This is a genomic window from Roseivivax halotolerans, from assembly GCF_900115815.1.
In the GTDB taxonomy this organism is placed as follows: domain Bacteria; phylum Pseudomonadota; class Alphaproteobacteria; order Rhodobacterales; family Rhodobacteraceae; genus Roseivivax; species Roseivivax halotolerans.
Genome location: NZ_FOXV01000008.1, coordinates 60967 through 86902, shown reverse-complemented (window position 1 = coordinate 86902; position 25936 = coordinate 60967). Strand labels below are relative to the sequence as shown.

The window sequence follows — 25936 nt, the reverse complement described above, 5'->3', positions numbered from 1 at the left end:
CTCGATCTGGCTGGATTTCGGGGTCTCATTTCGTCAGGATCAGCTTTCCCGTGCGGGTGATCCGAAGCGTATAGGTCTGACCGTCGAGCACGATTTCGGCCTTGATCCCGTCGGGGATCAGGTCGTGCGCGTCATAGACAGCCGAGCTGCCGGAGGTCTGGGATTGCAGCGGGGCCGGCACGGGACGATGCATGCTCATCTCTGCTCCGCTCCTGCCGCCAAGGACCGCTGAAAATCGACAAGCCGCTCGAACTCGCCGCTTTCGGTCATGCTGCTCTCCATCCGCGTCAGCGCGGTTTCGCGCCAGCAGAGGCTCCGCTCCATCCGCCGTGTCCGGCCCGTCTCGAGATCGCGTTCGCTCACAGCGTGCTCCACTCTTGTTCTCTCACGTCCGGGCTGCCTGAGGCGGTGGCTAGGACGCGCGCCATATCGATGCGCGCACAATGTCAAAAATTCCGAGTAAAAGACTCGATATAAGAACAGGTGCCATTCCCGACCCATTCAGTCAAGTTAAAGTGGCGACTATCCGAGCGCGAGCGACCAGCCCTCGGAACCGTCCGAGCCGCAAAAGGTGACCCGAGCCCGGCTTGCCGCCGCCTGACGCGCCCGAGGGCCTTGCGAACCGGGTCAATGTCTGGAACACCAATCCTGAGTTAACTGATCGGGATTAGGCGGAATGGTCGAGATCGCCCCGGACAAGCCGGGCCGGATAACGGTGCGAGGCCTCGGCGTTCGCCGCGGTGAGACGCAGGCGCTGCGCGGCGTCGATCTCGACATCGTTCCGGGAGCGATGACGGCGCTTGTCGGCCGCAACGGCTGCGGCAAGTCCACGCTTCTCAAGACCATCGCGCGCATCCTGCGCCCGGAGACCGGCGAGATTGAGGTCGACGGCACCACTCTGGCCCGGCTCTCGCCAAGAGCGGCGGCACAGCGGATGGCGCTGCTGCCACAATCGCCGATCCTGCCCGAGGGCATGCGCGTTCGCGACCTTGTCGCCCAAGGCCGCCACCCCCATCGCGGCCTCGTGCGGCACTGGTCACCCGAAGACGATGCCGCCATCGACGCGGCGATGGCCGCCACGGATACCGTCCAATTCGCCGACCGCCGTCTCGAAGCCTTGTCGGGCGGGCAGCGTCAGCGCTGCTGGATCGCGATGACCCTCGCGCAGGACACGCCGATCCTGTTGCTGGACGAGCCGACGACCTATCTCGATCTGTCGGTGCAGCTGGAGATCATGGGGCTTCTCGCCAGGCTGGCCCGGAAGGGCCGCACTATTCTCGTCGTTCTGCACGAGTTGAACCTCGCCGCCGCCTTCGCCGATCGGATCGTAATGATGCGGGATGGCCAAATCGACGCGGAAGGCCCCCCGAGCGAGGTCCTGACGGCGCCCTTGCTTCAGCGCGTGTTCGGCCTTGATGCGCGCATCATCGCGGACCCTGACACTGGACGGCCGGTCTGCCTGCCACGGACGGCGGCATGAGCATTCGAGCCTTGCTTCCCGTTGCGGTGCTGAGTGTCCTTCTGATCGGCGCGCTCGCCTGGCATCTTGGAGCGGGCGCCCATGCCGTGCCACCGCGCGCGGTCATCTCCGCGCTCTTGTCCGGCGGCGAAAGCTACGACGCGGCGGTGATCGCCGGGATACGCCTGCCCCGCGCGCTCGGCGCTATGCTGGCGGGCGCGTCCTTGTCGGCGGCTGGCGCGCTCATGCAAGGGGCGACGCGCAATCCGCTTGCCGAGCCCGGCCTCTTTGGCCTTCTGGCCGGTGCCGCACTCGCCGTTGTCGCAGCGCAAGGCGTCTTCGGGCTCGGCGCGCCCTCTCTGGTTCCGCTCCTCGCCGCGTTCGGCGCACTTGTGGGCGCGCTGATGGTCTGGGGGCTGACCACGGCGGCGGGCGGCGGTGCGGGTATGCTCACGCCGGTCCTCGCCGGGGCTGCGGTGAGCGCGTTTCTCGCCGCGTTGACTACGCTGCTCAACCTTGTCGACGAGAGGAATTTCGAGGATTTACGGGTGTGGCTCTCGGGCTCGTTGGCCGGGCTCAGGATGCCGGTCGTTGGCATGGTCGCGCCTTGGGCGCTTGCGGGCCTTGCAGCAGCGCTTCTTCTCGCGCCGAAACTGACCGTGCTGTCCCTTGGCGACGAGAGCGCGCAGGGGCTCGGCGTGCCGGTCGCGCGCATTCGTGTCCTGACGCTTGTTGCCGTGGTCGTGCTCACGGCCAGTGCCGTGGCTCTGGCCGGACCGCTCGCCTTTGTCGGGCTGACGGTGCCGCACGCGGCGCGGCTGACCTTCGGATCGGATTACACCCGCCTTCTGCCCGCGAGCATCGCGCTCGGGGCCATATACCTGCTCGCCGCCGACACGGTCGGCCGCACGCTAATCGCGCCGGCGGAGATCTCGACCGGCATTCTTACCGCCCTTGTCGGCGCGCCGGTCTTCGTGGCGCTTCTGAAGGTGCGCGGATGACAACGATCCGCACCTCCGCTTTCGGGCACCGTATCGCGCTCGAAATGCCCCTGCGCGGCGCGGCCCTGCTTGCCGCCTCGACTTTGGTGATCTGCGCGCTGCTTCTCGCAAGCCTGTCACTCGGGAGTGCCGGGGTCGGTTTCAATGACGCATTGGCCGCGCTGCTCGGATCGGCCTCCGAACGCGCGGACCTCGTCGCCATTGAATTCCGGCTGCCACGGGCGCTGACCGCGCTGATGGCGGGAGGCCTTCTCGCGCTCTCCGGTGCGCTGCTTCAGGGAACGACGCTGAACCCGCTCGCCGATCCTGCGCTTATCGGCGTCAGCCAGGGGGCCGGCCTTGCCGTGGTAGCGCTCGCGGTTCTGCTGCCGAACGCGCCCGATGCCTGGAGCGCGCCGGCGGCGTTCGGTGGCGGCCTCATCGTCGCGGTCTTCATTCTTGCCATGACCGGTGCGCGGAGCGGTGCATCGACGCGCTTTCTGCTCATCGGAATCGGCATCGCGGCATTCCTGACCGCGCTGACGACGGCCATCCTGACCTATGGCCGCATCTCCGGAGCCCACGAGGCGCTCGGCTGGCTCGCGGGATCCGTTCGGTCGGCCGGTTGGGACGAGGTGCGCCAAATGGGTTGGGTCTCGGTCGCCGCCCTTGCCATCATGCTTCTCGCCGCGCGCCCGCTTTCGGCGCTCCGGCTTGGCGACGATCTTGCCGCGAGCCTCGGCCACATCGTGAGCCGGGCACGCGTGCTCCTTCTCTTCGGCTCGGTCGGGCTGGCCGCAGCGTCGGTGTCGGTTGTCGGGCCAATCACCTTCGTCGGGTTGCTCGCTCCGCACGCTGCCCGGAGACTCGCGCCGACCGGCCCCGGACTTCATCTCGCTTTGTCCTGGGCCGTCGGGGCCTGCCTGACCCTCGCCGCCGACCTCGCGGGACGCGCCGCGTTCGGGGCGATCCAGGTTCCCGCGGGGCTTGTGACGGCGCTGGTCGGCGCGCCTTGCTTCGCGCTCCTCATGCTCCGAAAACACCGCAAGGAGAGTTCATGATCCGCCCTGCCCTTATTGCCATCCCGATGCTCGCCGCGCTCCCGGCCGTCGCGCAGGACTTCCCACTCACGATCGAGCACAAGTTCGGTCAGGCCGTCATAGAGACAGAGCCCGACCGCGTCGCGAGCCTCGATTTCTCCGGGGCCGATGATCTTCTTGCACTCGGCATCCAGCCTGTCGCCCTGCGCTACTGGTATGGCGCGTTCGAGGGGCCGCTCTGGCCCTGGGCCGCGCCCGAACTGACCTCCGAGCCGACCGTCCTGCGCGGCGAGATCGACTATGAAGCGGTCGCCGCCTCCAATCCCGACGTGATCCTCGCGCTTTGGTCCGGGATCACCGAGGCCGATTACGAACAGCTCTCGCGTATCGCCCCGGTCGTCGCGGTGCCGGAAGGCGTCGGCGACTACGATCTGCCATGGGATGAGCGCGCCCGCATCGCGGGCCGAGTGGTCGGGAAGACGGACAGGGCCGAAGCGCAGATCGCGGAGATCGAGCAATACGTGTCGGAGATCGCCGCGGCGCATCCCGGCTGGGACGGCAAGTCCGCGAGCGTCGCCTATGCGCTGACGGGCACGCCGGGCGCCTACACCTCGGCCGACATTCGCCCGCGTCTTCTCGCAGAGCTCGGCTTCGAGACGCCCAAAGCCATCGACCAAGCGGCAGGCGCGGGCAATCCTTTCGCCGTAACGCTGAGCGAGGAGGCCCTCTCGGTGATCGACGCGGATGTGATCCTCTGGATTTCGACCGACGGTGACTTCTCGCCGGTCAAGGCTCTTGTCACTCGCGAATTTCTCAACGCGACGCGGGGTGGCAGGGAAGTCTTCGCCGGGCCGCTTCTGAGCGGAGCGCTCTCCCATGCCTCTCTCCTGAGCCTGCCCTATGCGCTGGACATGCTGGTGCCGGCTTTGGAAGCGGCGATGGCCGGCGAAGGACCGGTGCGGACCGAATGACGATCGCCTTCACCCTCGCGACGACCGGCCACGTGGTCGACGATCTGATCGCTCTCAACGCGCAGGCGCTACCCGAGATGACCGGGCGCGATCACGCCGCGTGGATCATGAACGTTCTGGCGCATGCCGTTGCGCCGGTGCTGACGCGATGGGACGCGCAAGGGCTGTCACTGGGCGACGTGCCCGCGGAGACGTTCCACCTGACCACGGGAACGGACGCCAGGGATGGCCTGACCTTCGCGCCGATCTGCGAGGCCCCTGCGAACCGGCCCCGTTCGAGCGCGCCGGCGGCGAGCTTTGCCGCTGCCCGCCTCTTTGCGCCCTCGGTCAATGCGCTGGCCTTCGCCGGACCGATCGCGCCGCGGGCGCTCTGGCGTATCGCGGGCGACGGGCTGGCGTTCGGCTGGATCCTTCAGGGCGAACGTTTGCGGGCTGAGGATGTGCTCAAGAGCTACGGTGCGCCGTTTTCCAACCGCCAGCTGCAGCTCGAGGACGGAGCGATCCCGCGCCGGGGCGGGTGCTGCCGCTATCTCGCCGTTGCAGGCGATCTTTGCACGAATTGTCCGCTGAGAAAGGCCCAGACAATGCGGAACGTGACCCAGCCCGCATATTGAAAAGGGCGCACCGACCCGGCGCGCCCCTTCCTTCGGCTGTTCCCTTCTTCGGTGGACCTCAGAACGACCTGGTGACGCCGAGGCTGACGACCCGGCCTTCGCCCTGCCAGCACGACGACGTGCCGAACGAGGTCTGGCAGCTCGCCGTGTACCGCTCATCGCCGATATTGGTGACGTTCAGATCCGCGGTCCAATCCTCCGCGAAATCCCAGGTCGCACCCGCATCGAAAAGCCATGCGCCGTCCACGTCGAGCGTGTTCGCGTTGTCCGCCCAGCTGTCGCCGCGATAACGCGCGCCGGCGCGCAGCTCCAGGTCGGGGAAGGACAAGGGCGTGTAGGCCAGTTGCACGGAGCCGAATTCCTCGATCACCGATTGCGGGGTCTTGCCCTCGATCGAAGGGTCCGCTTCGAAATCCACGATCTCGACATCGAGATTGGTGTAGGCCGCGCTGAGCCGCACCGCTTCGGTGGCCTGCCAATCGGCTTCCAGCTCTATCCCGCGGGAGCGCACCTCGCCAAGCGTGCGGCTGTCGAAGGTGCCACCGTTGACGAGGGACTGCGAGACGTTCTCGCGGGTGATGTCGAAGGCCGAGAACGTCACCAGCGACGAGGGGTTCGGCTGCCACTTCACGCCGACCTCGATCTGGCGCCCCTCTTCGGGCTCCGCATCCCGCGAGTCCGCGCTCAGAGCCTGCGGATTGAAATACGTACCGACCGTGGCATAGGGCGTGACGGTGCCGAACTCCCGCGCCAAAGCCAGCCGCCAGGTGAACGCCTCGTCTTCGCGGTCGAGATCGGGGCCGAGTTCGTCCTCGAAGGAAGACCAGACCTTATCGTAACGCGCATTGACCGTACCGATCCAGCCGCTGCCCCACCGGATCTGATCCTGCGCGTAAAGGCCGACCTGATCCTGCACCCGCACGCCATCGATATAGGGCGCACCGACCTCGGGCTGATCGGCATCGTAGCTCGGATCGTCCGGATCGAGCGGCGTGCCTAATGCGAACGCCTGCTCTTCGTCGAGCCGGTAGCGGCGCATGTCGAGACCGACGAGCAGATCGTGTGTCGCGCCGCCCGTCTCGATCTGCCGTGTGAAGCGCAGATCGTTCTGGGCGATGGTCGCGTAGCTGTCGTGGGCGAAGACGAAGCGGTTCACGTCGGCCGTCGCACTCGGCACCTGGCCGCTCGTGAAGCCGTTTGGATAGACGTAGAGCTCCTCGAGATCGGCATAGCCGAGACGGAACGTGTCGGTCATCTGCCAGCCGGCCACGTCACGGCGATAGATGCCCGTGGCGATCAGCTGCTCGCGGTCATATGCGTCCTCATCCGGATCGCCGCCGTTGTAATACTCGTCGAAATGGCCGAACGGGCCCTTCTTCTCGGTTCCGAAATAGGGAAGGAACTGACCGCCGACATGGTCCTCGTCCATGTCGGTATAGCTCAGGTGCAATGTGAGCTTGCTGCCATCGGCGAAGGCCTTCGTGCCGCCACCATAGATGACACCCTCAAGGCCCGGTTCGAACATGCCGTGCCCGTCCTGCCGCTGCAGCTTTCCGCCGAAGCGATAGGACAGGTCGGGCCCCGCAAGGCCCGCGACTTCGCCCTGCAGCCAGGCACGGCCTTCGCTGTCGGCGCCGAATGTCAGGGACCGGCCCTCGTCGCCGTCCGGCAGTTTCGAGACGTAGTTGACCACGCCGCCGGGGCTCGATGCGCCATACAGCATCGAGGACGGCCCCTTCAGCACCTCCACGCGGTCGAGGAGAAACGGATCGATGTAGAATGTGCCGAAGCCGTAGGAAAAGAGCGACAGCCCATCCATGAACGCGCCGGTATCCGAGGAGTTGAACCCGCGCAGGTAGAACCAGTTGGTGTCGCTGTCATAGCCGTAGAGCTGAGACTGGACCCCGGACACGTCGCGGAGGACCTGGTCGACCTTGCTGGGGTTCTCGCGCCCGAAGGCCTCGCGACCGACCACGCTGACCGATTGCGGCACCGCGGTGATCTCGGTCGCGGTCTTCACACCCGAGAGCGTGTTCGGGTTGGCGTCGTTGCCCACCGGCTCCGCACCTTGCACCTCGAAGGTGATCTGCCCGAGATCGACCTCTCCCTGCTGTGCGAAGGCCGGTTGCACGACACACCCGGTCAGAATGGTCGTCGTAATAAGCGCACGGCGCACGGAGTCGGTGCGAGGTCTCATGGCTGTCCCCTTGAACATTGGTGTCGGCCGTCTCGGAGCGGGCCGTGGCGGATTGAACCCGCCACCTAGCGAGGCAGATCACCAGCGTCTTGACTAAAACTGTCGGAAATTGTGGAATCCTGCTGTCAATTTCCGATCAGACGCGCTCTGCGCCACGCACCGGGCGTGCGGCCCGTCATCGCGGAGAAGGCGCGCGTCAGGTGCGCCTGGTCTGAGAACCCGGTCTCGATCGCGATATCGGCAATGCTGCGCGCGGGATCCTCGAGCAGTTGTTCCGCATGATGCACGCGCAGTTTCTGCAAGGCCCGATGAGGGGTCTGGCCCCGGCTTTCGCGATAGGCATGAGCGAACCGGCTTTCAGACAGGCCGATCGCGTCGGCCATCTCGGCGACCATCAACCGGCGGTGCATGTTGTCCTGCATGAGCCGATCGACGACCGCGAGTTGCCGGGCTGTCAGCCCTCCCCGCCTTGCGGAGCCGAGCAGGGGCGCGGCCTCGGCGAACACCTTTCCGGCGAGCGCAGTCGCCAGCGCATCACAGACCAGTGTCGAGGCGTCGCCGCCCTTTACTTCTTCCGCGATCAGCCCGGCAATTGCCTCGACCTCCGGGGCCTCTGGAAGTGCGAGTGCGCGCGAGGTCAGCACGTCGGCATCGAGCCCGGCATCGCCGAGGCGGCGCTCGAGACACGCGCGGCTGAAATGCAGGTCGAGATGGGTGAGCGCGCCCGGCCGTGCGAAGCGGGACTGCACGGCAACCCCCGCTGGAACATAGGCCACGCGCACTGGCATCGCGGCGTCGAGCCCCGCCCCTGACAGGCGCAACGGGCTGTCGCCCCTGTCAAGAACGACGACGAAGCGCGGATCGCGCGCCGTGTAAGAGCCCTGCCCGTCACGACCGATCTCCACCCGCCACAGATCTGCAACGCCCGCATCCCACGCAGCATAGACAAGCGGCGCGGCGGGACGGATCCCGGACAGGAACGATGTCACAGCGGGGCGGAAACTCATCGAAAGAAGAATTCCTGATAATTTAAGTCAGCCTTACCTCTTTCAGAGATCCTGCCCGGACTCAACGGCAAACACCGGGCGCATATCGACCTGCGCCCTCTTTCCGATAGTTTTTATCAACTATTGCACTCGACGCGGAAACATGATCGGAGTCCGCAGCAATCCGCATGCGCCAGCCAACGCTCGATAGCCACGCATGTCTGTAACCCTCGCCACGAATCCATGGGGACCGGACATGAGCAAACCCACGTCACTTGTATCAGCGCTTTGCGCTTCTCTCCTTGCCCTGCCAGCTGTCGCGCAAGAAGAGCTCGGACCTCGCGTGTCGATCGAGCTCAACGCAGCGGAGACGGACGGCGAGAGTTGCAGGATGTCCTTCGTCGTTCTCAACGGACATGGCAGCGATATCGCGCAGGCGGTCTACGAGACCGTGCTCTTCGATGCCGAAGGTCAGGTCGACCGGCTCACGCTTTTCGATTTCGGAACGCTGCCCGCAGGACGACCGCGCGTGCGGCAGTTCGTGATTTCGGGCACCGCCTGCGACGGTCTCGGCCGGGTGCTTTTCAACGGCGCGGAGACCTGTGAGGCCGAAGCCCTGGGGCCCGCCGCTTGCGAGAGCGATCTGCGTCTCGAGACCCGCGCAGGGATCGAGGTGATCGGATGACCAATATCGCCGAAGCCATCCGCCGCATCGCCGATCTTGGCGGTCCGGTCGTGCTCCTCCTGATCGCGGTGTCCGTGGTGACCCTGGCGGTCGTTCTCTACAAGCTCTGGCAGTTCAACAGCGCGGGGGTTGGACGGCACAAGGCATTGTCGGAGGCCATCGCTTCTTGGGATCGCGGCGACCGCGCAGGCGCGCGGGCCGCCCTGGACCGGTCGACGAGCTACCTTGCGCCAGTCGTCGACATGGCGCTCTCCGCAGGGCCCGGCGCCGCCCAGCGTCTGGAAGCCGAGGCCGAGACCCGCTTCGCCCGCCTCGAGCGCGGCTTCCGGTTCCTTGATTCCGTCGCGCAGCTGGCCCCGCTTCTTGGCCTTTTCGGGACCGTGCTCGGCATGATCGAAGCATTCCAGGCACTCCAGGACGCCGGCGCACAGGTCGATCCCTCTATCCTCGCGGGCGGGATCTGGGTGGCGCTTCTGACCACCGCCGTCGGGCTCGTCGTCGCCATGCCGACAGCGTTGGCGCTAAGCTGGTTCGAGGCGCGCATGGACGACGAGCGCGTGACCGCGAGCCGTGCGCTCTACACCGTTCTTGCGCCGCGGGGATCTGGACGGTCCGCATCCGAGCCGGAGCTCGCCCCGTCTCATGCGTAAGACAAAGGCAAGGCGGCGGCTGTCGATGACGTCGCTCATCGATGTCATCTTCCTTTTGCTGCTGTTTTTCATGCTGACCTCGACCTTCTCGAAATTCTCCGAGGTCGAGCTGACCGCAGCGGCGCAGGCCGCCGATGCGCCGAGCGACAGCCCGCCGCTCTTTCTGCAACTCGGAGCCGAGGATATCCGTCTCAATGGCGAGGTGCTCGCCCTCCAGACCTTGAGCGACGCACTCACCGCCGAGACGGAGGAGACGGCCCGCGTTCTGCTCGTGGCGTTGCGCGACGATGTGACAGCCCAGCGTCTGACCGACCTGCTGGTGGCGATCCGCGGCGTGGCGAACATCACACCGACGGTGATGGAGGGGTCATGAGAACGAGGCCCAAGCGCGCGGCCCGCGAGCCGACCATCGCGCTCATCAACATCGTGTTCCTGATGCTCGTCTTTTTCATGGTGGCCGGAACACTCGCGGCGCCGCTCGACGGCGACGTGACGCTGGTCGAAACGCAGGATCTCGAAGGGCGCGCGCCACCCGACGCGCTGGTGGTCCATGCCGACGGACGACTGAGCTATCGCGGGCGCGACGTGGTTTCGGCGGGCGCGTATCTCGAGCTGTCGGAGGCAGAGACGCGCCCCGGAGAGGATGGCCCGACGATCCGGATCGTGCCGGACCGCAACCTCGACGCCTCGGCACTGGTGCGTATCGCGGGCGAATTGCGCTCCGCCGGCGCGGCGCGGGTGCTGGTCGTGACTGAACGGGGGCTCGAATGACGAGCAAGGTTCTCTCCTCGAAGACCGCGAAACTGGCCGCGCTGATTGCGGCGGGCGCAATCCATGCCGGTCTCGCCTTGGCGCTTCATACCGACGAGCGAGCCGAGATCGAGAGCGCCCAAGGGTCGCAGACGGCCCGCACCGGCAGCTTCGCCGATATGTCTCAGGGCGTCATGGAAGCCGAGGAGGCAGAGGACAGCGCCGCGCCCGCACAACCGCCCGCGACCCCAGGCGCGAGCGCTCCTGAGCGGGCGGAGCAAGTCGAGGCGGACCCCGCCGAGCAGCCCGAAGCCACACAACCCCAGCACGCTGAACCGGCACCGCCCCCGGACGCGCCGGAAGCATTGGCCGCGATGCTGCCCGAACGTCCGGACGGCTCCGTAGCTCTGCCACGGGACCGCGCAGAACGCGCGGACCCCGAACCGCTCGACGCTGCCGAACCCGATGCCGAAGCGGTATCGCCCGTCGCGCCGGACGCCGCAGCCCCGCCCGAGGCGCCGGAGCAGGTCACCGAAACGCTTCAGGCAGGCGAGCCTGACAGCGCCGCCCCGATCCGCTCCCGCCGCCCTGCCCCGCGCAGCGCCGAATTCGAAGAGGAACACAAGCCGCCAGAGCCTGAGCCTGAACCGCAACGCGCGGAACGGCAGCCAGCGCCGGACCGCCAGCCCCCGCAAGGCAATGCCGCGCAGAACAGCCGTCAGGGTGCCGCGGCCGGTCAAAACGAGGCAGAGGCCCGGCAGCAGGGCACGCGCCAAGGCACGGCGCAGCAATCGGGGAATGCCTCGGCGAGCAACTATCCTGGCCAGGTGATGGCGCGCATCAATCGCGTCGGCCGGCCCCGGATGAACCGGCGCGGAAGCACGCGCGTCAGCTTTACCGTGGCGGCTTCGGGCGGCCTTGCCGGGCTTGGCATCGCGGCAAGCTCGGGGTCCGGCTCGCTCGACAATGCCGCGGCTCAGATCATCCGCCGCGCCGCGCCCTTCCCGCCGCCGCCACCGGGCGCGCAGCGCCAGTTTTCGATCGTGATCGAGTTCCGCTGAAACCCAGCTTTCGGAAAAGCACTGGATTTTTCGATGCAGGCCGAGCGCGCGGGCTCGTGCCCCATCATCGTCCGCCGGGACGCACTTCAGTTGTCGTCAAACCGTTACAAAAGCGTCATGATGATGAATCAGGGGACGCATACCCGCCTCGCATCTGCCAAGAAAACAGGGAATGACATGAAGACGCTCATCACACTCACCGCAGCCGCGGCTGCCGTCGCTGGCACGCAGGCTTCCGCGGAATTCACGCTCAGCGATCGCTATGTCGACAATGACGGCGACCTGATCGCGGATATCCCGACCGACGAATCCGAGCTGATCGATCCCGATACGCTGATCTTCGCTTACACCCCCGTCGAGGACCCGGCCGTCTATGCCGAGGTCTGGCAGGGCTTTCTCGATCACATGTCCGAAGTGACCGGCAAGGAGGTTCAGTTCTTCCCGGTGCAATCTAACGCCGCACAGATCGAGGCAATGCGCGCGGGTCGTCTTCACGTCGCGGGTTTCAACACCGGCTCGAACCCGCTGGCCGTGGCTTGCGCGGGCTTCAGACCCTTCGCGATGATGGCGGCCGAGGATGGCTCCTTCGGCTACGAGATGGAAATCATCACCTATCCGGGCTCCGGCATCTCGGAAGTCGAGGATCTGCGCGGTCAGACCATCGCCTTCACCTCCGAGACCTCCAACTCCGGCTTCAAGGCGCCTTCGGCGATCCTGATGTCCGAGTTCGACATGGTCGCGGGAGAGGATTTCGAGGCGACCTTCTCGGGCGCGCATGACAGCTCGATCCTCGGTGTCGCGAACCAGGACTACATCGCCGCGTCGATCGCCAACTCGGTCAAGGGCCGCATGCTTGATCGCGAAGTGGTGACCGAGGACCAGCTCGAGGTGGTCTACCAGTCGCAGACCTTCCCGACGACGGGCTACGGCACGGTCTACAACCTGACGCCCGAGCTGCAGGAGTCGATCCGCGAGGCCTTCTTCAGCTACGATTGGGAAGGCACCGCGCTCGCCGAGGAATTCGGCCGCAACGGTGAGGACCAGTTCATCGAGATCTCGTTCCAGGAAGACTGGGCCGTGATCCGCCAGATCGACGAGGCCAACGGCGTCTCGTACGAGTGCAACTGATCCCGACTACAAACAATGGATGCGGGTGGCCACGCGCCGCCCGCATTCGTTTCACGACCGAGGTCAATTCATGCTGAAGCTCGAAGGTCTGTCCAAGACCTACAAGACCGGCGACGCCGCGCTGAGCGATGTCACGCTGGAAATCCCCAAAGGTCAGATCGTGGGCCTCATCGGCCCGTCCGGCGCCGGCAAATCGACGCTCATCCGCTGCATCAACCGGCTGGTGGAACCCACGGGCGGCAAAGTCCTTTTGGGCGATGTAGACCTTGCTCGCCTCGGCAAGGCCGAGCTGCGCCGCCAGCGCCGCCGCATCGGCATGATCTTCCAGGAATACGCGCTCGTCGAGCGGCTGACGGTGATGGAGAACGTGCTGTCGGGACGGCTCGGCTATGTCTCGTTCTGGCGCAGCTTCCTGCGCCGCTATCCGCCGCGCGACGTGCAGGAGGCGTTTCGCCTGCTCGACCGCGTGGGTCTCATGCATCAGGCGGACAAACGCGCCGACGCACTTTCGGGCGGTCAGCGGCAAAGGGTCGGCATCGCCCGCGCACTCGCGCAGGAGCCCGAGCTTCTCTTGGTCGACGAACCGACGGCGAGCCTCGATCCGAAGACCTCGCGCCAGATCATGCGCCTGCTGACCGAGATCTGCGCCGAGCGGAACCTGCCCGCCATCGTCAATATCCACGATGTGCCGCTCGCGCAGCAATTCATGGAGCGCATCGTCGGCCTGCGCGCGGGCCGAGTGGTCTTCGACGGACCGCCCTCGGAGCTCTCCGAGACAGTTCTGACGACGATCTACGGCGAGGAAGACTGGAACGCGATGCGCAAGGGCGACGAGGAACAATCGGCCGCCGAGGCTGATGCTCGCGACCGGATGGCGGCGCTGGCCAAATGAGCGATCAGAGCTACCCCACCACCTGGCGACGACCGCCCCAGATCGTCACGAACCGGCGCTGGCGCCTTGCGCTGCAGATCGGCATCCTCGTCTACCTCGTCCTCGCCGTGGGCTCGATCGAGGTCGATTGGGAACGGGTGTCCATCGGGCTCGAACGCGGGCAGCGCTTTGTCATGGGCTTCCTGCAGCCTGATTTCACGAGCCGTTGGGGCGATATCTATCGCGGCCTCATCGAGAGCCTGACCATGACGCTGACCTCGACGGTGGTCGGCGTGCTGATCTCGGTGCCCATCGGCATCGGCGCGGCGAGCAACCTCGCGCCCGCCTGGATTTACTATATCTGCCGGTCGATCATCGCGGTCAGCCGCGCGTTGCAAGAGATCATCATCGCGATCTTCCTCGTGGCGATGTTCGGTTTCGGGCCATTCGCGGGCTTCCTGACCCTCAGCTTCGCCACCATCGGCTTCCTCGCCAAACTCCTGGCCGACGACATAGAGGAGATCGACGAGGCACAGGCAGAGGCCGTCCGAGCGACCGGTGCGTCCTGGTGGCAGCTCGTCAATTACGCGGTGCAGCCTCAGGTCATGCCGCGCCTCATCGGCCTTTCGCTCTACAGGCTCGACATCAACTTCCGCGAGAGCGCGGTGATCGGGATCGTCGGCGCAGGCGGGATCGGCGCGACGCTCAACACCGCCATCGACCGCTATGAATATGATAGCGCCGGCGCGATCCTCCTGATCATCATCGGCATCGTGATGGTGGCCGAATACGGCTCCAGCTACCTGCGGAAGTTCCTGCAATGACCGAGATCACGCATTACAGTCAAACATGGGCCCATCGCACGCCGAAGGCACGACTGTTTCTCTGGGCTGGCTGGGCCGCGCTTGTCGCGCTTTTCGTCTGGTGCTGGCAGCTCATGACCGCGAACACGATCTGGGCGTTCGTCTGGGACGCGCCGCGGCAGGCCGCCGATATCGGCAGCCGCATGATGCCGCCGCGTCTGTCCTACCTGCCAGAATTGCTGGTTCCGCTTTGGGACACGCTCAACATCGCGACGCTCGGCACCATTGCCGGCGTCATCATGGCCGTGCCGGTGGCCTTCCTTGCGGCTCGCAACACGACGCCCTCGGCCCGGATCCTACGGCCCATCGCGCTTTTCATCATCGTGGCCTCGCGCTCCATCAACTCGCTGATCTGGGCGCTCTTGCTCGTCGCGATCATCGGACCTGGGATCCTGGCGGGGATCGTCGCCATCGCGCTCCGCTCCATCGGTTTCGTGGGCAAGCTGCTCTACGAGGCGATCGAAGAGACCGATGCGCGACAGATCGAAGCCGTCGAAGCCACCGGCGCCAGTGCCACGCAGGTGCTGAGCTACGGGATCGTGCCGCAGATCATGCCGGCCTTCTGGGGGATCTCCGTCTTCCGATGGGACATCAACATCCGCGAAAGCACGATCCTCGGTCTCGTCGGAGCGGGCGGTATCGGGCTGAAGCTGCAAGCCTCGCTCAACGTCCTCGCCTGGCCGCAGGTCACGGTGATCCTCTTGTTGATCCTCGGCACGGTCGTCGTCAGCGAATGGGTCTCCGCCAAGGTGCGGCGAGCCATCATTTGAGCCAGGTCCAAGCGCCCCGACACTTTGGAGGAATGGCAGCAGAACCGCGCCGAAACGCCGCCTAGCCACGAGCCAGGCTTCATCCCTTACGCAGATTGGCACCTTTCCATTCGACGCGTGATCAGACATTAAAGGCTCTCTGTTCCACGCGCGTTTTCGTGTATAACGCGTTCGTGTCTTTCCGCCCGACGCACGGCTGTCTTTTTTGAGTTTTTGTAGGCGTAGTTGATGAGCGCGCAGACCTCGACGACCAAGATGCAGGACCACGCGACATTTCTCGCGGGGGCGCACGACTTCCAAGCCGATATCGAGTTGCTTGCAAGCAGCAATATGATCGGAACGATCCTCGATACGGTGATGCTGGCCACGAATATGCGGTTCGCCGGGGTTGCACGCGTGACCGCCGACAGGTGGGTGGCCTGCCGGACCGTCGACGAGGTCAAGTTCGGTATCGCAGCCGGAGACGAAATCCCCATCGAATCGACCTTCTGCCAGACGGTCCGCGACACCTCCGAGATGGTCGTCTTCGGCAACGCCACGACCGATGCAGTCTACAAAGGGCATCCGATCGCCGCGGCCTTCGGCATCGTCAGCTACGCATCGGCTCCGATCTTCCGCAGCGACGGCAGCTTTTTCGGGACGCTCTGTGCGATCGATACCGACCCGAAGGACGTCGACAATCCCCGTTCGGTCGCGATGCTCCAGATGTTCGCAGACCTGATCGGGCGGAGTCTCGAGACCGAGGAACGGCTCGAGGCGCAAGAGATGCTGGTCGAACACGAACGCCGCATGCAGCAGGCACAGGAAGAGTTCGTGGCGATCCTCGGTCACGATCTGCGTAACCCCATTGCGGCCCTGCTGTCCGGACTTCGGCAGGTGGCAAAGGAGCCACTGACAGAGCGCGGCCGCGACTACCTCGTTCTGATGCGCGCCTCGCTCTACCGGATGAACGAGATGATCGACAACCTGATGCTCCATGCAAAGTCTCGTCTCGGGGGCGGTATCACCGTCGTGGCGACACCCGACGCGGCGCTGCAAGATGCCGTGGAGCATGTCGTCGCCGAAGTGCGCGCTGCGGCCCCGGAGAAAGAGATCATCGTCGATCTCGACCTGTCGCGCCCGGTCAGCTGCGATCCGGCCCGCGTCGCGCAAGCCATCTCCAATCTCGTATCGAACGCGATCAGCTATGGCCGGACCGATGCACCTGTGAAGATCGCTGCCGAGTATCGGCAATCGGGACTCGCCATCGATGTCGTCAACGAGGGCGACGCGATCCCGCCAAGCGTTCAGGACGTCCTGTTCCAACCTTTCCGTCGCGGCTCCGAGCTCGGAAGCACGGGGCTCGGTCTCGGCCTCCATATCGCATCCTCGATCGCGCGGGCGCATAATGGCAGCCTGTCGGTGATGAGCGGGAACGGAACGACGACGTTTCGCTTCGAAATCCCGGTGATTGACGAGGCTTCGCGGTCATAACCGAAGGCGAAACTCTTCCGTAGACGGGGCAGCGGCCTCAGCTCGCCCGGTCACTCGCCGGAACGGGCATCCGCACCGGGAAGACCTTCAAACTTCGCAAGCGAGGCAAGGTCGTCGTCCCAATCCGCGCGGTCAGAGACAAAAATATGCGCGTCCGGCCGTATCGGGATCGGGCTGTCCAACGAGCCCGCAGGAACGAGGAGCAGTCCATCATCCGCGGGAGGGACCGGCAGCGCCGATCCGCAATTGGAGCAGAAACACTTCACGTGCCGGGACCCCGGCAGCCTGAACTCGCTGATCGCGTCTTCTCCCGACAGCCACGCGAGCTGCGCCGTGGATGAAAACAGATTTGCCGCATGGGCCGAGCCGCTATCCTTTCGGCAGCGCGAGCAGTGACAGAGGAAGAAGCTCTCGAATTCGCCCGTTACGCGGAAGGTCACCGCGCCGCACAGGCATTGTCCTGTCGCCAATCCGTCCAAATCGGGCTCCTTGCACTGTGCTTGTGGCGAGGCTGCCAATTTCGGATGAACGCCCGCTGAATGGACGTACCGGGGCGCAGGACCAAGGTCAATTTGAGCTCCGTGCGGCTGGTCACGCTGATATCCTCGGCCGAAACTGGGCATCGCCGCGATTGACCATGACGCGCCCGTCACCGGAGCGACCTACGTTTGCTGCAGCGATAAAGCTCGACGAAATGATTGGTGCCCAAGGTCGGACTCGAACCGACACGATCTTTCGACCGGGGGATTTTGAATCCCCTGCGTCTACCATTCCGCCACTTGGGCCCGGTCCTGCTCTACCTTCCGGCATCGCGCGCGTCCAGATGCGATCTTGCCTGTTCTTGACCCCGGCGCTTGCCCATGCTCAGAGGCGGCGAAGCCGAGGGACCCCGAATGCTCCGAAAGACCTATGACAAGACATTGGCGCTGGCCGAGCATCCCCACGCGCTGTGGCTGCTGGCCTTTGTCGCCTTCATCGAAAGCTCGGTCTTTCCGATCCCGCCGGACGTAATGATGATCCCCATGATTCTCGCCGCGCCGCGCCGGGCCTGGTTGATCGCGCTCATCGCCACGGTGTCTTCGGTCGCGGGTGCGGGGCTGGGCTATGTGATCGGCGCGTTCTTCTACGACAGTATCGGCGCGCCGGTGCTCGAAGCGCTCGGCAAGGGCGACTCGATGGCGGCGTTCAACGCCAAGTTCAACGAATACGGCGTCTGGGCGGTGCTGTTCGCGGGTCTGACGCCCTTCCCGTTCAAGGTCATCACGATCATGTCGGGATGGACCGCGATGCCGATCGTGCCCTTCATCCTTTCCGCGATCATTGCCCGGGCGGCGCGGTTCTTCATCGTGGCGGGGCTGCTCTACGCCTTCGGCGATCCGATCCGCGATTTCATCGAGCGGCGGCTTGGTCTCGTCTTCACGCTTTTCTGCGTTGCGCTCATCGGCGGCTTCATGGTTCTGCGGTTCGTATGACACGGAACATGCTCATCGCCCTCGCCGCCGGAGGTTCTGCCGCGCTTCTGATCGCGGCGCTCGGGTTTCAGTATCTGGGCGGTCTGCCGCCCTGCAAACTCTGCTATTGGCAGCGCTACCCGCATGTGGCGGCCATCGTGCTCGGGCTCATCGCCATCGGCATCAAGAGTCGTGCCGTGGCGCTGGTGGGTGCGATCGCGGCGCTGACCACGGCGGGGCTCGGTCTTTACCATACCGGCGTCGAGCGCGGGTGGTGGGAAGGCCCGACGACCTGCACCTCGAGCTCCATCGACGGTCTTTCGACCGATGCGCTCATGGATCAGATCATGAACGCGCCGGTGACGCGCTGCGACGAGATCGCGTGGGAATTCCTGACGCTCTCGATGGCGAGCTGGAACATGATTGCCTCGCTGGTTCTCGCCGGTCTCTGGATCGCCGCCTACCGCCGCAGCTGAGCACCCGAGCCGCGCTTGGTCGACAGGAGCAGCGACGTCTCCGAGGTCGCAACACCGTCCATCGCGCGGATATTGTTGAGCACGGCGTCGAGCGTCTCGAGATCCGGCGTGCCAAGCTCGGCAATCACGTCCCACCGGCCATTGGTGGAATGCAGCCCGCGCACTTCGGGCAGGCCGCCGAGCTGACGGAGCACACGGTCGGTCCCACGCCCCTCGATCCCGATCATCATGAGCGCGCGCACGGGATCGCGCGCGGCGTCCTCTTTCAAGACCACGGTAAAGCCGAGGATACGGCCGTCTTCACGCATCCGCTCGACGCGCGCGCGCACGGTCGTGCGCGAGAGCCCGAGCGCGGCGGCAAGGTCTGAAAAGGAAATACGCGCATCGCGGCGCAAGGCGGCGAGAATATCGCGGTCGGTCGCATCCATTTCGGCGGCTTTCAGATCCGTTTCGGAGACTTATCTCTCAGATCGTTCACTTTGATCGCTTTCATCCTTCGCAAATCGCCGCATACTTCAAGAGGAGTTCCAACAAGGCGAGGCTTTCATGAGCGCGAAGACGATCCTTCTTGTGGGTGCACCGGTCGATTCCGGCAAACGCGGCGCGGGCTGCCTGATGGGACCGGACGCCTACCGCTCCGCGCGGCTGCCCGGCGCGCTGCGGGATCTTGGTCACGACGTTGTCGATCTCGGCAACCTCACGCCCGAGGCTGTGGACCTGCCTGCGCATCCGCATCTCTATTCCCTGCCCGAAACGGTCGGCTGGACGCAGGCGCTGATCCGCGAAGCCGAGGCGGCCATGACGCGCGGACTGCCGATCTTCATGGGCGGCGACCATGCGCTCTCGCTCGGGACGGTGCCGGGCGTCGCCGCACATGCGGCGCGCGAGGGACGGCCGCAATTCGTGCTCTGGCTCGACGCCCATGCAGATTTTCATACGCTCAAGACAACCGAAAGCGGCAACCTGCATGGCACCCCCCTCGCCTATGCGACGGGGCGCGATGGGTTCGAGGGCTTTCCCGAAGTGGCGGCTCCGGTCGCGCCCGAGAATGTCTGCATCATCGGGCTGCGCTCCGTCGACGGGCCGGAGCGTGACGCCATCGACGCGGCCGGAGTGGCCCGGGCCGATATGCGCGACATCGATGAAGACGGCATCCGCAAGCCGCTTGCGGCTTTCCTGAACCGCGTCGCGGAAGCCGGCGGGGCGCTACATGTCTCGCTCGACGTCGATTTTCTCGATCCGGCGGTCGCCCCGGCCGTGGGTACGACCGTGCCCGGCGGCGCGACCGTGCGCGAGGGGCATCTGGCGATGGAGATGATCCATGACAGCGGCCTGATGACGTCGCTCGACCTGGTCGAGCTTAACCCGATGCTCGATGAGCGCGGGCGCACCGCGCAGCTCATGGTCGATCTTGCCGCCTCCGCGCTCGGCCGCCGCGTCTTCGACCGTCCCACTCAACGCATGCTGTGAGGCCCCTCATGACCCAACCCTCCGACAAGGCCCTCGTGCCATTCGTCTCCGTCGATCACATGATGGGGCTCGTCCATCACCTGGGCATCGAGGCCACGCTGCGCGGGCTCGCCGCGCATATCGAAGAGGATTTCCTGCGCTGGGAAAGCTTCGACAAGACCCCGCGTGTCGCCTACCACAGCGATGTGGGCGTGATCGAGCTGATGCCGACCTCGGATGGCGAGATGTATGGGTTCAAATACGTGAACGGGCATCCCAAGAACACCAGCGAAGGGCTGCAAACCGTGACGGCCTTCGGTCTTCTGGCGGATGTCTATACCGGGTATCCGAAGCTTCTGACCGAGATGACGCTCCTCACCGCGCTCCGCACGGCGGCGATGTCGGGCGTGGCTGCCAAGTACCTCGCACCAAAGGATGCAAGGGTGATGGCGATGATCGGTAACGGCGCTCAGGCCGAGTTCCAGAGCCTTGCGATGAAGGCGATGGTCGGGCTCGAGGAAGTTAGGCTTTACGATATCGACCCCGCCGCGACGGCGAAATGCGCGCGGAACCTCGCGGGCAGCGGTCTGCGCGTTGTGCCGTGCGAGAGTGCGGAAGCGGCCATCGAAGGCGCGGACATCCTGACGACCTGCACCGCGGACAAGCAATATGCCACGATCCTGTCGGACAACATGGTGGGCAGCGGCGTGCATGTGAACGCGATCGGCGGCGATTGCCCCGGCAAGACGGAGCTTGCGCCGGGTATCCTGCAACGCGCGTCGATCTTCGTGGAATATCCTGAGCAGACCCGGATCGAAGGCGAAATCCAGCAGCTCGATCCCGATCATCCGGTGACGGAGCTTTGGCAGGTCATGGCTGGCAATGCCGAAGGGCGAACGTCAGAGGCGCAGGTCACGCTCTTTGACAGCGTCGGCTTCGCGATCGAGGATTTCTCGGCGCTGCGCTTCGTGCGGAACGCGATCGAGGGGACGCGCTTTTTCACGCCGCTCGATCTTCTGGCGGATCCGGATGATCCGAGGGATCTTTACGGGATGCTGATGCGCGCGGCACCGGAGGTGGCTGCCTGAGTGAGTGACGAAAGGAGCGCCTGCCCGGTTGGGAGGGCAGGCGCTCGAGCGAGGCGTCGATGCCTCAGTCCAGATAATCCGACCGCTGAAGGCCGTACTTCGCCATCTTCTCGTTCAGCGTCCGGCGCGGCAGACAGAGCTCGTCCATAACGCTCGAGATCGACCCTTTGTGACGCCGCATCGTGTTATCGATGAGCATCCGCTCGAAGGCTTCCACGTATTCCTTCAGCGGCTTGCCCTCGGTGGTCATGACCGGCTGCATGTCCTCGTGATCGTTCATCAGGAGCGAGGCGATGGTGCCCGTCCCGCGCCGCGATTGCAGGACCGCGCGCTCGGCGAGGTTGATGAGCTGACGCACGTTTCCCGGCCACGGCGCCTGCAAGAGCTGCGCGGCTTCCTGGGCGGAGACCTGGGGGGCATCGCAGCCATACTCATCCGCATATTGCTCGGACAGCCGCGTGAAAAGCGTAAGGATGTCCTCGCCCCGCTGGCGGAGCGGCGGCACGGTGATCCGCAGCGCCGCCAATCGATAAAAGAGATCCGAGCGCAGCGCCGTCTCGCAGGTCTTGCCCTCGTCCTGAAGGTTGCAGATCGCCACGATCCGAGTCTCCGGCGGATTGCCCTGATCATTGATGACCGACAGAAGCCGCGCCTGCGCGCCGTCCGTCAGGCTTTCGATATCCTCGAGAACAAGCGTGCCGCCCCGCGCTTCTTCGATGGCCGGAAGGCGGCTGTCATCGGGATCCATCGGCCCGAAGAGCCGCTTCATCAGCGCCGCCTCGTCCATCGCCGCGCAAGGCAGAAGAACGAAACGCTTGCCCGCCCGGCTCCCCACGGCGTGCAACGCATGGGCGACCAGCGTCTTGCCGGTGCCCGTCCCGCCTTCGATCAGCACGTGCCCATCGGCCTGGCCGAGATCGAGGATGTCTTCACGCAGCCGCTCCATCGCAGGCGACTGGCCGATGAGCTTCTGCATGATCTGCCCGCCATCGGACAGCTCCTTGCGGAGTTGCCGGTTGTCGAGCGTCAGCCGCCGCGCCGCGGTCGCCTTCTTGGCAAGCTCGGACATGCGGTCGGGATTGAACGGCTTTTCGAGAAAGTCGAACGCACCGATCCGCATCGCCTCGACCGCCATCGGAACATCGCCGTGGCCGGTGATCATGATGACCGGCAACGCACTGTCGAGGCCCATGAGCTTTTTGAGAAGCTGGATTCCGTCCATCCCCGGCATCTTGATGTCCGTGATGACGATACCGGGATAATTCGCGCCGAGCGTCTTCAGCGCGTCTTCGGCACTGCCGAAGCTTTCGGTATCGTAGCCCGACAGTGCCAGCCATTGGCTGATCGACTGCCGCATGTCCTTTTCGTCGTCGACGATCGCGATTTTCATAGCCTGTGCCATTGTTGTTCTATTCCGCGGCTTGAGTATCTTCCGCCATGATCGGCAGTTGCATTTCGAAAACGGCCCCGCCGCCCTCGGCGTTCCGTGCTGTCAGGCGTCCACCGAGGTCGCTGACGATCCCCGAGGAGATCGCAAGTCCGAGCCCGGTGCCGTCGCCTGGCTGTTTGGTCGTGTAGAATGGTTCGAACAGGGCATCGAGATCCTCGATCCCGTGACCGTTGTCGCGCACGGTGAGGGTCGCCGTCTCGCCACGCGCCAGGAGGATCTCGATCTCCGGGTTGCGAACGGTCTTGGTCGCATCGAGAGCGTTGCGGATGAGATTGATGAGGACCTGCTCGATCCGCATCCGGTCGCCCATAACGCGGACCTCGCCTTCGGGCAGGATGCGGCTGATGCGGACCTGCCGCGCCTTGAGCTGCGGCTCCATCATGGAGAGGGCGGAATTGACCGCCTCCCCCATGTCGACAGGCGAGAATTCCGCCTGCCCTTTGCGCGCATAGGATTTGAGCTGGCGCGTGATCGCACCCATCCGCTCGATCAGGTCGTCAATCCGGTGGAAGGCCGTCAGCGCCTCGTCCGGCCGGTTGCGGCGCAGCAGAAGCCGCGCACCGGCAAGATAGGTCCGCATCGCCGCGAGCGGCTGGTTGAGCTCATGGCTCACGGCGGCCGACATCTCGCCAAGCGCGGCGAGCTTGGAGCTCTGGGCGAGCGTCTGCTCGGCCACGGCGAGGTTCTCCTGCACACGCTCCCGCTCGGCGATCTCGCGCTGGAGACGCACGTTGAGCTGCCGCAGCTCGCGGCTCTCGCGCTGGAAGAGCGCCATCCTGAGCGCGGTCTTGCGTGAGAGCGCGTAGAAGGCGAGCGCGGCAAGAATCGCGAAACCCATGATCTCGAGCGCGAGGACCGCGTTCACCCGTTCGCGCACGCTCTGGTAGGTGGTGAAGGAGGTGATGGACCAGCCGCGAAACGGGATGCGCCCGTCGATCCGCATCACCGCCTGCCCGCCCACGTATGCGTCCGCCGGAAGGGCGGTCCAATCGGTCGTGGCCTGGATCGCGCGTTCGATGGCGCTGTCGGCAGGCTGGCGTGCCAGCGCCTCGCTGATGCTGAGGCCCCTCCACTTCGGTTCCGTGGCCAGGATGATATTGCCTTCGCTGTCCGTCACCAGCACCGCGTCCGAAATCCCTGCCCAGGACCGCTCGAACTTCGCCAGATCAGCCTCGACGACAATTACCCCGATCACCGCACCCTGGCTCTCGATCCGGCGGGAATAGGTGAAGGTGTAGCTTGAGACCTCGTTGCGGATCGCGTTGAAGACGGTCGATGACGAGCGCTGCGCCTCGACGAAATAGGCGGCGTTGCGATGGGTCTCGCCAAGCCTGTTGCGATCCGTGGCCGCGACCGTGCGCCCCTGACTGTCGAGCAGCATCAGCGAGGCCGCGCCGATCTCCTCGACGAAGGAGATAAGGCGCTGCGTCGACTGGCTGAAATCGCCTGTATTGAGCGCATTGATAAGCGCGGGGTCACGAGCCAGGAGCTGAGGCACGATCGAGTTGCGCCGAAGCTCGCTGAGAAGGTTGCCGCTGTAGAGCGCGAGGCGCAGCTCGGCGCGGTTGCGGGTGGTTTCGGTGAACCGGTCGGTCAGGAGCGAATTCGTCACCCAGATCGTCGCCACCGCCGCGGCGAACAGCCCCAGAAGCGCGACGCGCACGCGCCACGACAGCGGGCCTGCCCGGCCTTCGGTATCCTGGGACGTCTCCGTCATTGGTCCAACTTACGGCTCGCACCAGCGCGCCACAAGTCAGGCAGCGGCCAGAGCCTCTGTCAGATGCGCGAAAAGACGCTGACCGTCGGTGCCGCCGTGCCCGGCATCGGCCGCGCGTTCGGGATGCGGCATCATGCCGAGCACCCGGCGATTGGGCGAGAGAATGCCCGCGATGTCACGTTGCGAGCCGTTGGGGTTCTCGGCATAGCGGAACGCCACCAGCCCCTCGCCCTCTAGGCGGTCGAGCGTATCGGTATCGGCAAAGTAATTGCCGTCGTGATGTGCGATCGGGATGCGGATCTCCTCGCCGGGCGCATAACCACGGGTAAAGACGCTGTCCTGCTCTGCCACGATCAACGGCACGGTCCGGCAGATGTATTTCAGCCCGGCATTCCGCAGAAGCGCCCCCGGCAGAAGGCCGGTCTCGGTCAGGATCTGGAAGCCGTTGCAGGGGCCGAAGACGAAACCGCCCCGCTCGGCATGGGCCGCGAGCGCCCGGCAGATCGGGGAATTGGCGGCGATGGCTCCGCAGCGGAGGTAGTCCCCGTAAGAGAACCCGCCCGGCACGCCGACAATGTCCACGCCGTCCGGCAGGCTCGTGTCCTTGTGCCAGACCATGTCGGTCTCGAACCCCGCCGCGCGAAAGGCCGTGGCGAGATCGCGATCACAGTTGGAGCCGGGAAAGACGAGGACCGCGGCGCGCATCACAGCACCTCGATCCGGTAGCTTTCGATCACGGTGTTTGCGAGGAGCTTCTCGCACATCTCGCCGATCCGCGCCTCGGAGGTGCCGTCCGCGAGATCGAGCTCGATGACCTTGCCCTGGCGCACGCCCTCGACCCCGTCGAATCCGAGCGAGTCAAGCGCGTGGCGCACCGCCTCGCCCTGAGGGTCGAGAACGCCCTCTTTCAACATCACGTGCACCCGTGCCTTCATCGCCTGTCTCCTTCGGCCGCGCCCTGCGCGGCGTTGCGTCGTGCGTTCTGAAAGGCCGACCAGGCCCTTCGCTAGTTGATGAGCGTCGGCTTGGTCACGCCCTGGTTCTTCGGCATCACGCCAAGCCGGCGCGCCACTTCGGTATAGGCGTCGGCCAAGTTGCCGAGATCGCGGCGGAACACGTCCTTGTCGAGCTTCTGACCCGTTTCCATGTCCCAAAGCCGGCAGCTGTCGGGCGAGATCTCGTCGGCGACGACGAGACGCTGGAAGTCGCCCTCGAATACGCGGCCGATCTCGATCTTGAAGTCGACAAGCTTGATGCCGACGGCGAGCATGACACCCGACATGAAGTCGTTGACGCGGAGCGCGAGGCTCAGGATGTCGTCCATGTCCTGCTGGCTGGCCCAGCCGAACGCCGCGATATGCTCTTCGGTGACGAGCGGATCACCGAGCGCGTCGTCCTTGTAGTAATATTCTACGATCGGGCGCGAAAGCTGGGTGCCTTCCTCGATGCCGAGCCGCTTCGACATGGAGCCGGCCGCGACGTTCCGCACCACCACCTCGAGCGGGATGATCTCGCAGGAGCGCACGAGTTGCTCGCGCATGTTGATCCGCTCGATGAAGTGGGTGGGCACGCCGATCTGGTTGAGGCCGGTCATGAAGAATTCCGACAGCCGGTTGTTCAGAACGCCCTTGCCATCGATCACGTCCTTCTTCTCGGCGTTGAAGGCGGTGGCGTCGTCCTTGAAATACTGCACGATCGTGCCCGGACGCGGCCCTTCGTACAGAACCTTCGCCTTGCCCTCGTAGATCTTCTTGCGGCGTGCCATCTGGCCCCTTTCCCAAAAACAGGAATCGCGCCGGGCAAGCGC

At 65.2% G+C, this 25936-nt stretch carries 30 protein-coding genes and 1 tRNA gene; 19 read left to right on the top strand and 12 right to left on the bottom strand.

From position 1 onward, the window contains the following. Positions 1-25 precede the first annotated feature (25 nt). Positions 26-199, bottom strand: a complete 174-nt coding sequence (gene hemP, locus BM171_RS12240; protein ID WP_093012622.1) for a hemin uptake protein HemP — start codon at positions 197-199, stop codon at positions 26-28. Continuing rightward, positions 196-363, bottom strand: coding sequence for a hypothetical protein (locus tag BM171_RS18940; RefSeq protein WP_175497546.1), 168 nt, complete (start codon positions 361-363; stop codon positions 196-198). Before BM171_RS18940 ends, hemP begins: the two co-directional genes overlap by 4 nt. 313 nt (positions 364-676) lie before the next feature. Between BM171_RS18940 and BM171_RS12235 the strand changes: the two genes are divergently transcribed. Genes BM171_RS12235 through BM171_RS12215 form a run of 5 tightly spaced genes read left to right on the top strand, consistent with a single transcriptional unit; the run spans position 677 to position 5064 of the window. Next, the gene (locus BM171_RS12235; protein WP_093012619.1) at positions 677-1480 is read left to right on the top strand and encodes an ABC transporter ATP-binding protein; all 804 of its coding nucleotides are present in this window, start codon (positions 677-679) and stop codon (positions 1478-1480) included. Further along, complete coding sequence (locus BM171_RS12230) at positions 1477-2460, top strand: FecCD family ABC transporter permease (protein WP_093012616.1); 984 nt, start codon at positions 1477-1479, stop codon at positions 2458-2460. Before BM171_RS12235 ends, BM171_RS12230 begins: the two co-directional genes overlap by 4 nt. Beyond that, positions 2457-3500: a FecCD family ABC transporter permease gene (locus BM171_RS12225; protein WP_093012613.1), complete on the top strand. Its 1044-nt coding sequence runs from the start codon at positions 2457-2459 to the stop codon at positions 3498-3500. The genes BM171_RS12230 and BM171_RS12225 overlap by 4 nt, the downstream gene beginning before the upstream one ends. Next, positions 3497-4450 carry an ABC transporter substrate-binding protein gene (locus BM171_RS12220; RefSeq protein WP_093012610.1) on the top strand — a complete coding sequence of 318 codons (954 nt, stop codon included), beginning with the start codon at positions 3497-3499 and terminating at the stop codon, positions 4448-4450. The genes BM171_RS12225 and BM171_RS12220 overlap by 4 nt, the downstream gene beginning before the upstream one ends. Next, complete coding sequence (locus BM171_RS12215) at positions 4447-5064, top strand: (2Fe-2S)-binding protein (protein WP_093012607.1); 618 nt, start codon at positions 4447-4449, stop codon at positions 5062-5064. Before BM171_RS12220 ends, BM171_RS12215 begins: the two co-directional genes overlap by 4 nt. Before the next feature lie 58 nt (positions 5065-5122). On the opposite strand, the gene BM171_RS12210 is transcribed toward BM171_RS12215, so the two are convergent. Next, positions 5123-7261, bottom strand: coding sequence for a TonB-dependent siderophore receptor (locus BM171_RS12210; protein WP_175497545.1), 2139 nt, complete (start codon positions 7259-7261; stop codon positions 5123-5125). Positions 7262-7386: 125 nt separating this feature from the next. Beyond that, the gene (locus BM171_RS12205; RefSeq protein ID WP_093012601.1) at positions 7387-8268 is read right to left on the bottom strand and encodes a helix-turn-helix domain-containing protein; all 882 of its coding nucleotides are present in this window, start codon (positions 8266-8268) and stop codon (positions 7387-7389) included. Between the two features lie 322 nt (positions 8269-8590). On the opposite strand from BM171_RS12205, the gene BM171_RS12200 reads away from it, so the two are divergent. The 10 genes from BM171_RS12200 to BM171_RS12155 all read left to right on the top strand — a co-directional run bounded on the left by BM171_RS12200 (position 8591) and on the right by BM171_RS12155 (position 16498). After that, positions 8591-8932, top strand: coding sequence for a hypothetical protein (locus BM171_RS12200; protein ID WP_342741994.1), 342 nt, complete (start codon positions 8591-8593; stop codon positions 8930-8932). Further along, complete coding sequence (locus tag BM171_RS12195; RefSeq protein WP_093012595.1) at positions 8929-9582, top strand: MotA/TolQ/ExbB proton channel family protein; 654 nt, start codon at positions 8929-8931, stop codon at positions 9580-9582. Before BM171_RS12200 ends, BM171_RS12195 begins: the two co-directional genes overlap by 4 nt. Next, positions 9575-9955, top strand: a complete 381-nt coding sequence (locus BM171_RS12190) for a biopolymer transporter ExbD (RefSeq protein ID WP_245760253.1) — start codon at positions 9575-9577, stop codon at positions 9953-9955. Before BM171_RS12195 ends, BM171_RS12190 begins: the two co-directional genes overlap by 8 nt. After that, entirely contained in the window at positions 9952-10353 is a 402-nt protein-coding gene (locus BM171_RS12185; protein WP_093012589.1) for an ExbD/TolR family protein, read from the top strand. Before BM171_RS12190 ends, BM171_RS12185 begins: the two co-directional genes overlap by 4 nt. Then, positions 10350-11393: a TonB family protein gene (locus tag BM171_RS12180; protein WP_093012586.1), complete on the top strand. Its 1044-nt coding sequence runs from the start codon at positions 10350-10352 to the stop codon at positions 11391-11393. The genes BM171_RS12185 and BM171_RS12180 overlap by 4 nt, the downstream gene beginning before the upstream one ends. A 177-nt stretch (positions 11394-11570) precedes the next feature. Further along, positions 11571-12521, top strand: coding sequence for a phosphate/phosphite/phosphonate ABC transporter substrate-binding protein (gene phnD, locus BM171_RS12175; protein ID WP_093012922.1), 951 nt, complete (start codon positions 11571-11573; stop codon positions 12519-12521). Between the two features lie 70 nt (positions 12522-12591). Next, the gene (gene phnC, locus BM171_RS12170) at positions 12592-13413 is read left to right on the top strand and encodes a phosphonate ABC transporter ATP-binding protein (protein ID WP_093012583.1); all 822 of its coding nucleotides are present in this window, start codon (positions 12592-12594) and stop codon (positions 13411-13413) included. Continuing rightward, positions 13410-14216, top strand: coding sequence for a phosphonate ABC transporter, permease protein PhnE (gene phnE, locus BM171_RS12165; RefSeq protein WP_093012580.1), 807 nt, complete (start codon positions 13410-13412; stop codon positions 14214-14216). The genes phnC and phnE (BM171_RS12165) overlap by 4 nt, the downstream gene beginning before the upstream one ends. Further along, positions 14213-15025 (top strand): phosphonate ABC transporter, permease protein PhnE, encoded by an 813-nt coding sequence (gene phnE, locus BM171_RS12160; protein WP_093012577.1) that lies wholly within the window; start codon positions 14213-14215, stop codon positions 15023-15025. Before phnE (BM171_RS12165) ends, phnE (BM171_RS12160) begins: the two co-directional genes overlap by 4 nt. Positions 15026-15253: 228 nt before the next feature. Continuing rightward, on the top strand, positions 15254-16498 hold the full coding sequence (locus BM171_RS12155) for a sensor histidine kinase (protein WP_093012574.1): 1245 nt from the start codon (positions 15254-15256) through the stop codon (positions 16496-16498). A 50-nt stretch (positions 16499-16548) separates the two neighbouring features. On the opposite strand, the gene BM171_RS12150 is transcribed toward BM171_RS12155, so the two are convergent. Both BM171_RS12150 and BM171_RS12145 read right to left on the bottom strand, forming a co-directional pair. Continuing rightward, the gene (locus BM171_RS12150; protein WP_217646705.1) at positions 16549-16977 is read right to left on the bottom strand and encodes a GFA family protein; all 429 of its coding nucleotides are present in this window, start codon (positions 16975-16977) and stop codon (positions 16549-16551) included. Positions 16978-17197: 220 nt separating this feature from the next. Continuing rightward, positions 17198-17283: transfer RNA gene (locus tag BM171_RS12145), tRNA-Leu, on the bottom strand. A gap of 108 nt (positions 17284-17391) precedes the next feature. Here BM171_RS12145 and BM171_RS12140 point away from each other — a divergent pair. Together BM171_RS12140 and BM171_RS12135 are read left to right on the top strand one after the other, a co-directional pair. Next, positions 17392-17970: a YqaA family protein gene (locus BM171_RS12140; protein ID WP_093012568.1), complete on the top strand. Its 579-nt coding sequence runs from the start codon at positions 17392-17394 to the stop codon at positions 17968-17970. 8 nt (positions 17971-17978) lie between these two features. Next, a complete protein-coding gene (locus BM171_RS12135; RefSeq protein WP_245760252.1) occupies positions 17979-18425 on the top strand; it encodes a disulfide bond formation protein B in 447 nt (148 codons plus the stop codon). On the opposite strand, the gene BM171_RS12130 is transcribed toward BM171_RS12135, so the two are convergent. Next, positions 18410-18853, bottom strand: coding sequence for an Lrp/AsnC family transcriptional regulator (locus BM171_RS12130; RefSeq protein WP_093012562.1), 444 nt, complete (start codon positions 18851-18853; stop codon positions 18410-18412). The genes BM171_RS12135 and BM171_RS12130 overlap by 16 nt on opposite strands. Positions 18854-18971: 118 nt before the next feature. Here BM171_RS12130 and rocF point away from each other — a divergent pair, with 118 nt between their 5' ends. After that, on the top strand, positions 18972-19895 hold the full coding sequence (gene rocF / locus BM171_RS12125) for an arginase (protein ID WP_093012560.1): 924 nt from the start codon (positions 18972-18974) through the stop codon (positions 19893-19895). Positions 19896-19903: 8 nt separating this feature from the next. Continuing rightward, on the top strand, positions 19904-20962 hold the full coding sequence (locus BM171_RS12120; protein ID WP_093012557.1) for an ornithine cyclodeaminase: 1059 nt from the start codon (positions 19904-19906) through the stop codon (positions 20960-20962). 64 nt (positions 20963-21026) lie between these two features. Here BM171_RS12120 and BM171_RS12115 read toward each other — a convergent pair whose 3' ends face one another. From BM171_RS12115 to purC, 5 genes are all read right to left on the bottom strand, one after another. Beyond that, the gene (locus BM171_RS12115) at positions 21027-22364 is read right to left on the bottom strand and encodes a sigma-54-dependent transcriptional regulator (RefSeq protein ID WP_093012553.1); all 1338 of its coding nucleotides are present in this window, start codon (positions 22362-22364) and stop codon (positions 21027-21029) included. Positions 22365-22371: 7 nt separating this feature from the next. Further along, positions 22372-24129 carry a sensor histidine kinase gene (locus BM171_RS12110; protein ID WP_093012550.1) on the bottom strand — a complete coding sequence of 586 codons (1758 nt, stop codon included), beginning with the start codon at positions 24127-24129 and terminating at the stop codon, positions 22372-22374. A 36-nt stretch (positions 24130-24165) separates the two neighbouring features. After that, positions 24166-24834 (bottom strand): phosphoribosylformylglycinamidine synthase subunit PurQ, encoded by a 669-nt coding sequence (purQ, locus tag BM171_RS12105; protein ID WP_093012547.1) that lies wholly within the window; start codon positions 24832-24834, stop codon positions 24166-24168. Further along, positions 24834-25064 (bottom strand): phosphoribosylformylglycinamidine synthase subunit PurS, encoded by a 231-nt coding sequence (gene purS / locus BM171_RS12100; protein ID WP_093012544.1) that lies wholly within the window; start codon positions 25062-25064, stop codon positions 24834-24836. Before purS ends, purQ begins: the two co-directional genes overlap by 1 nt. 71 nt (positions 25065-25135) lie before the next feature. Beyond that, complete coding sequence (purC, locus tag BM171_RS12095) at positions 25136-25894, bottom strand: phosphoribosylaminoimidazolesuccinocarboxamide synthase (RefSeq protein WP_093012541.1); 759 nt, start codon at positions 25892-25894, stop codon at positions 25136-25138. Between the last annotated feature and the right edge of the window lie 42 nt (positions 25895-25936).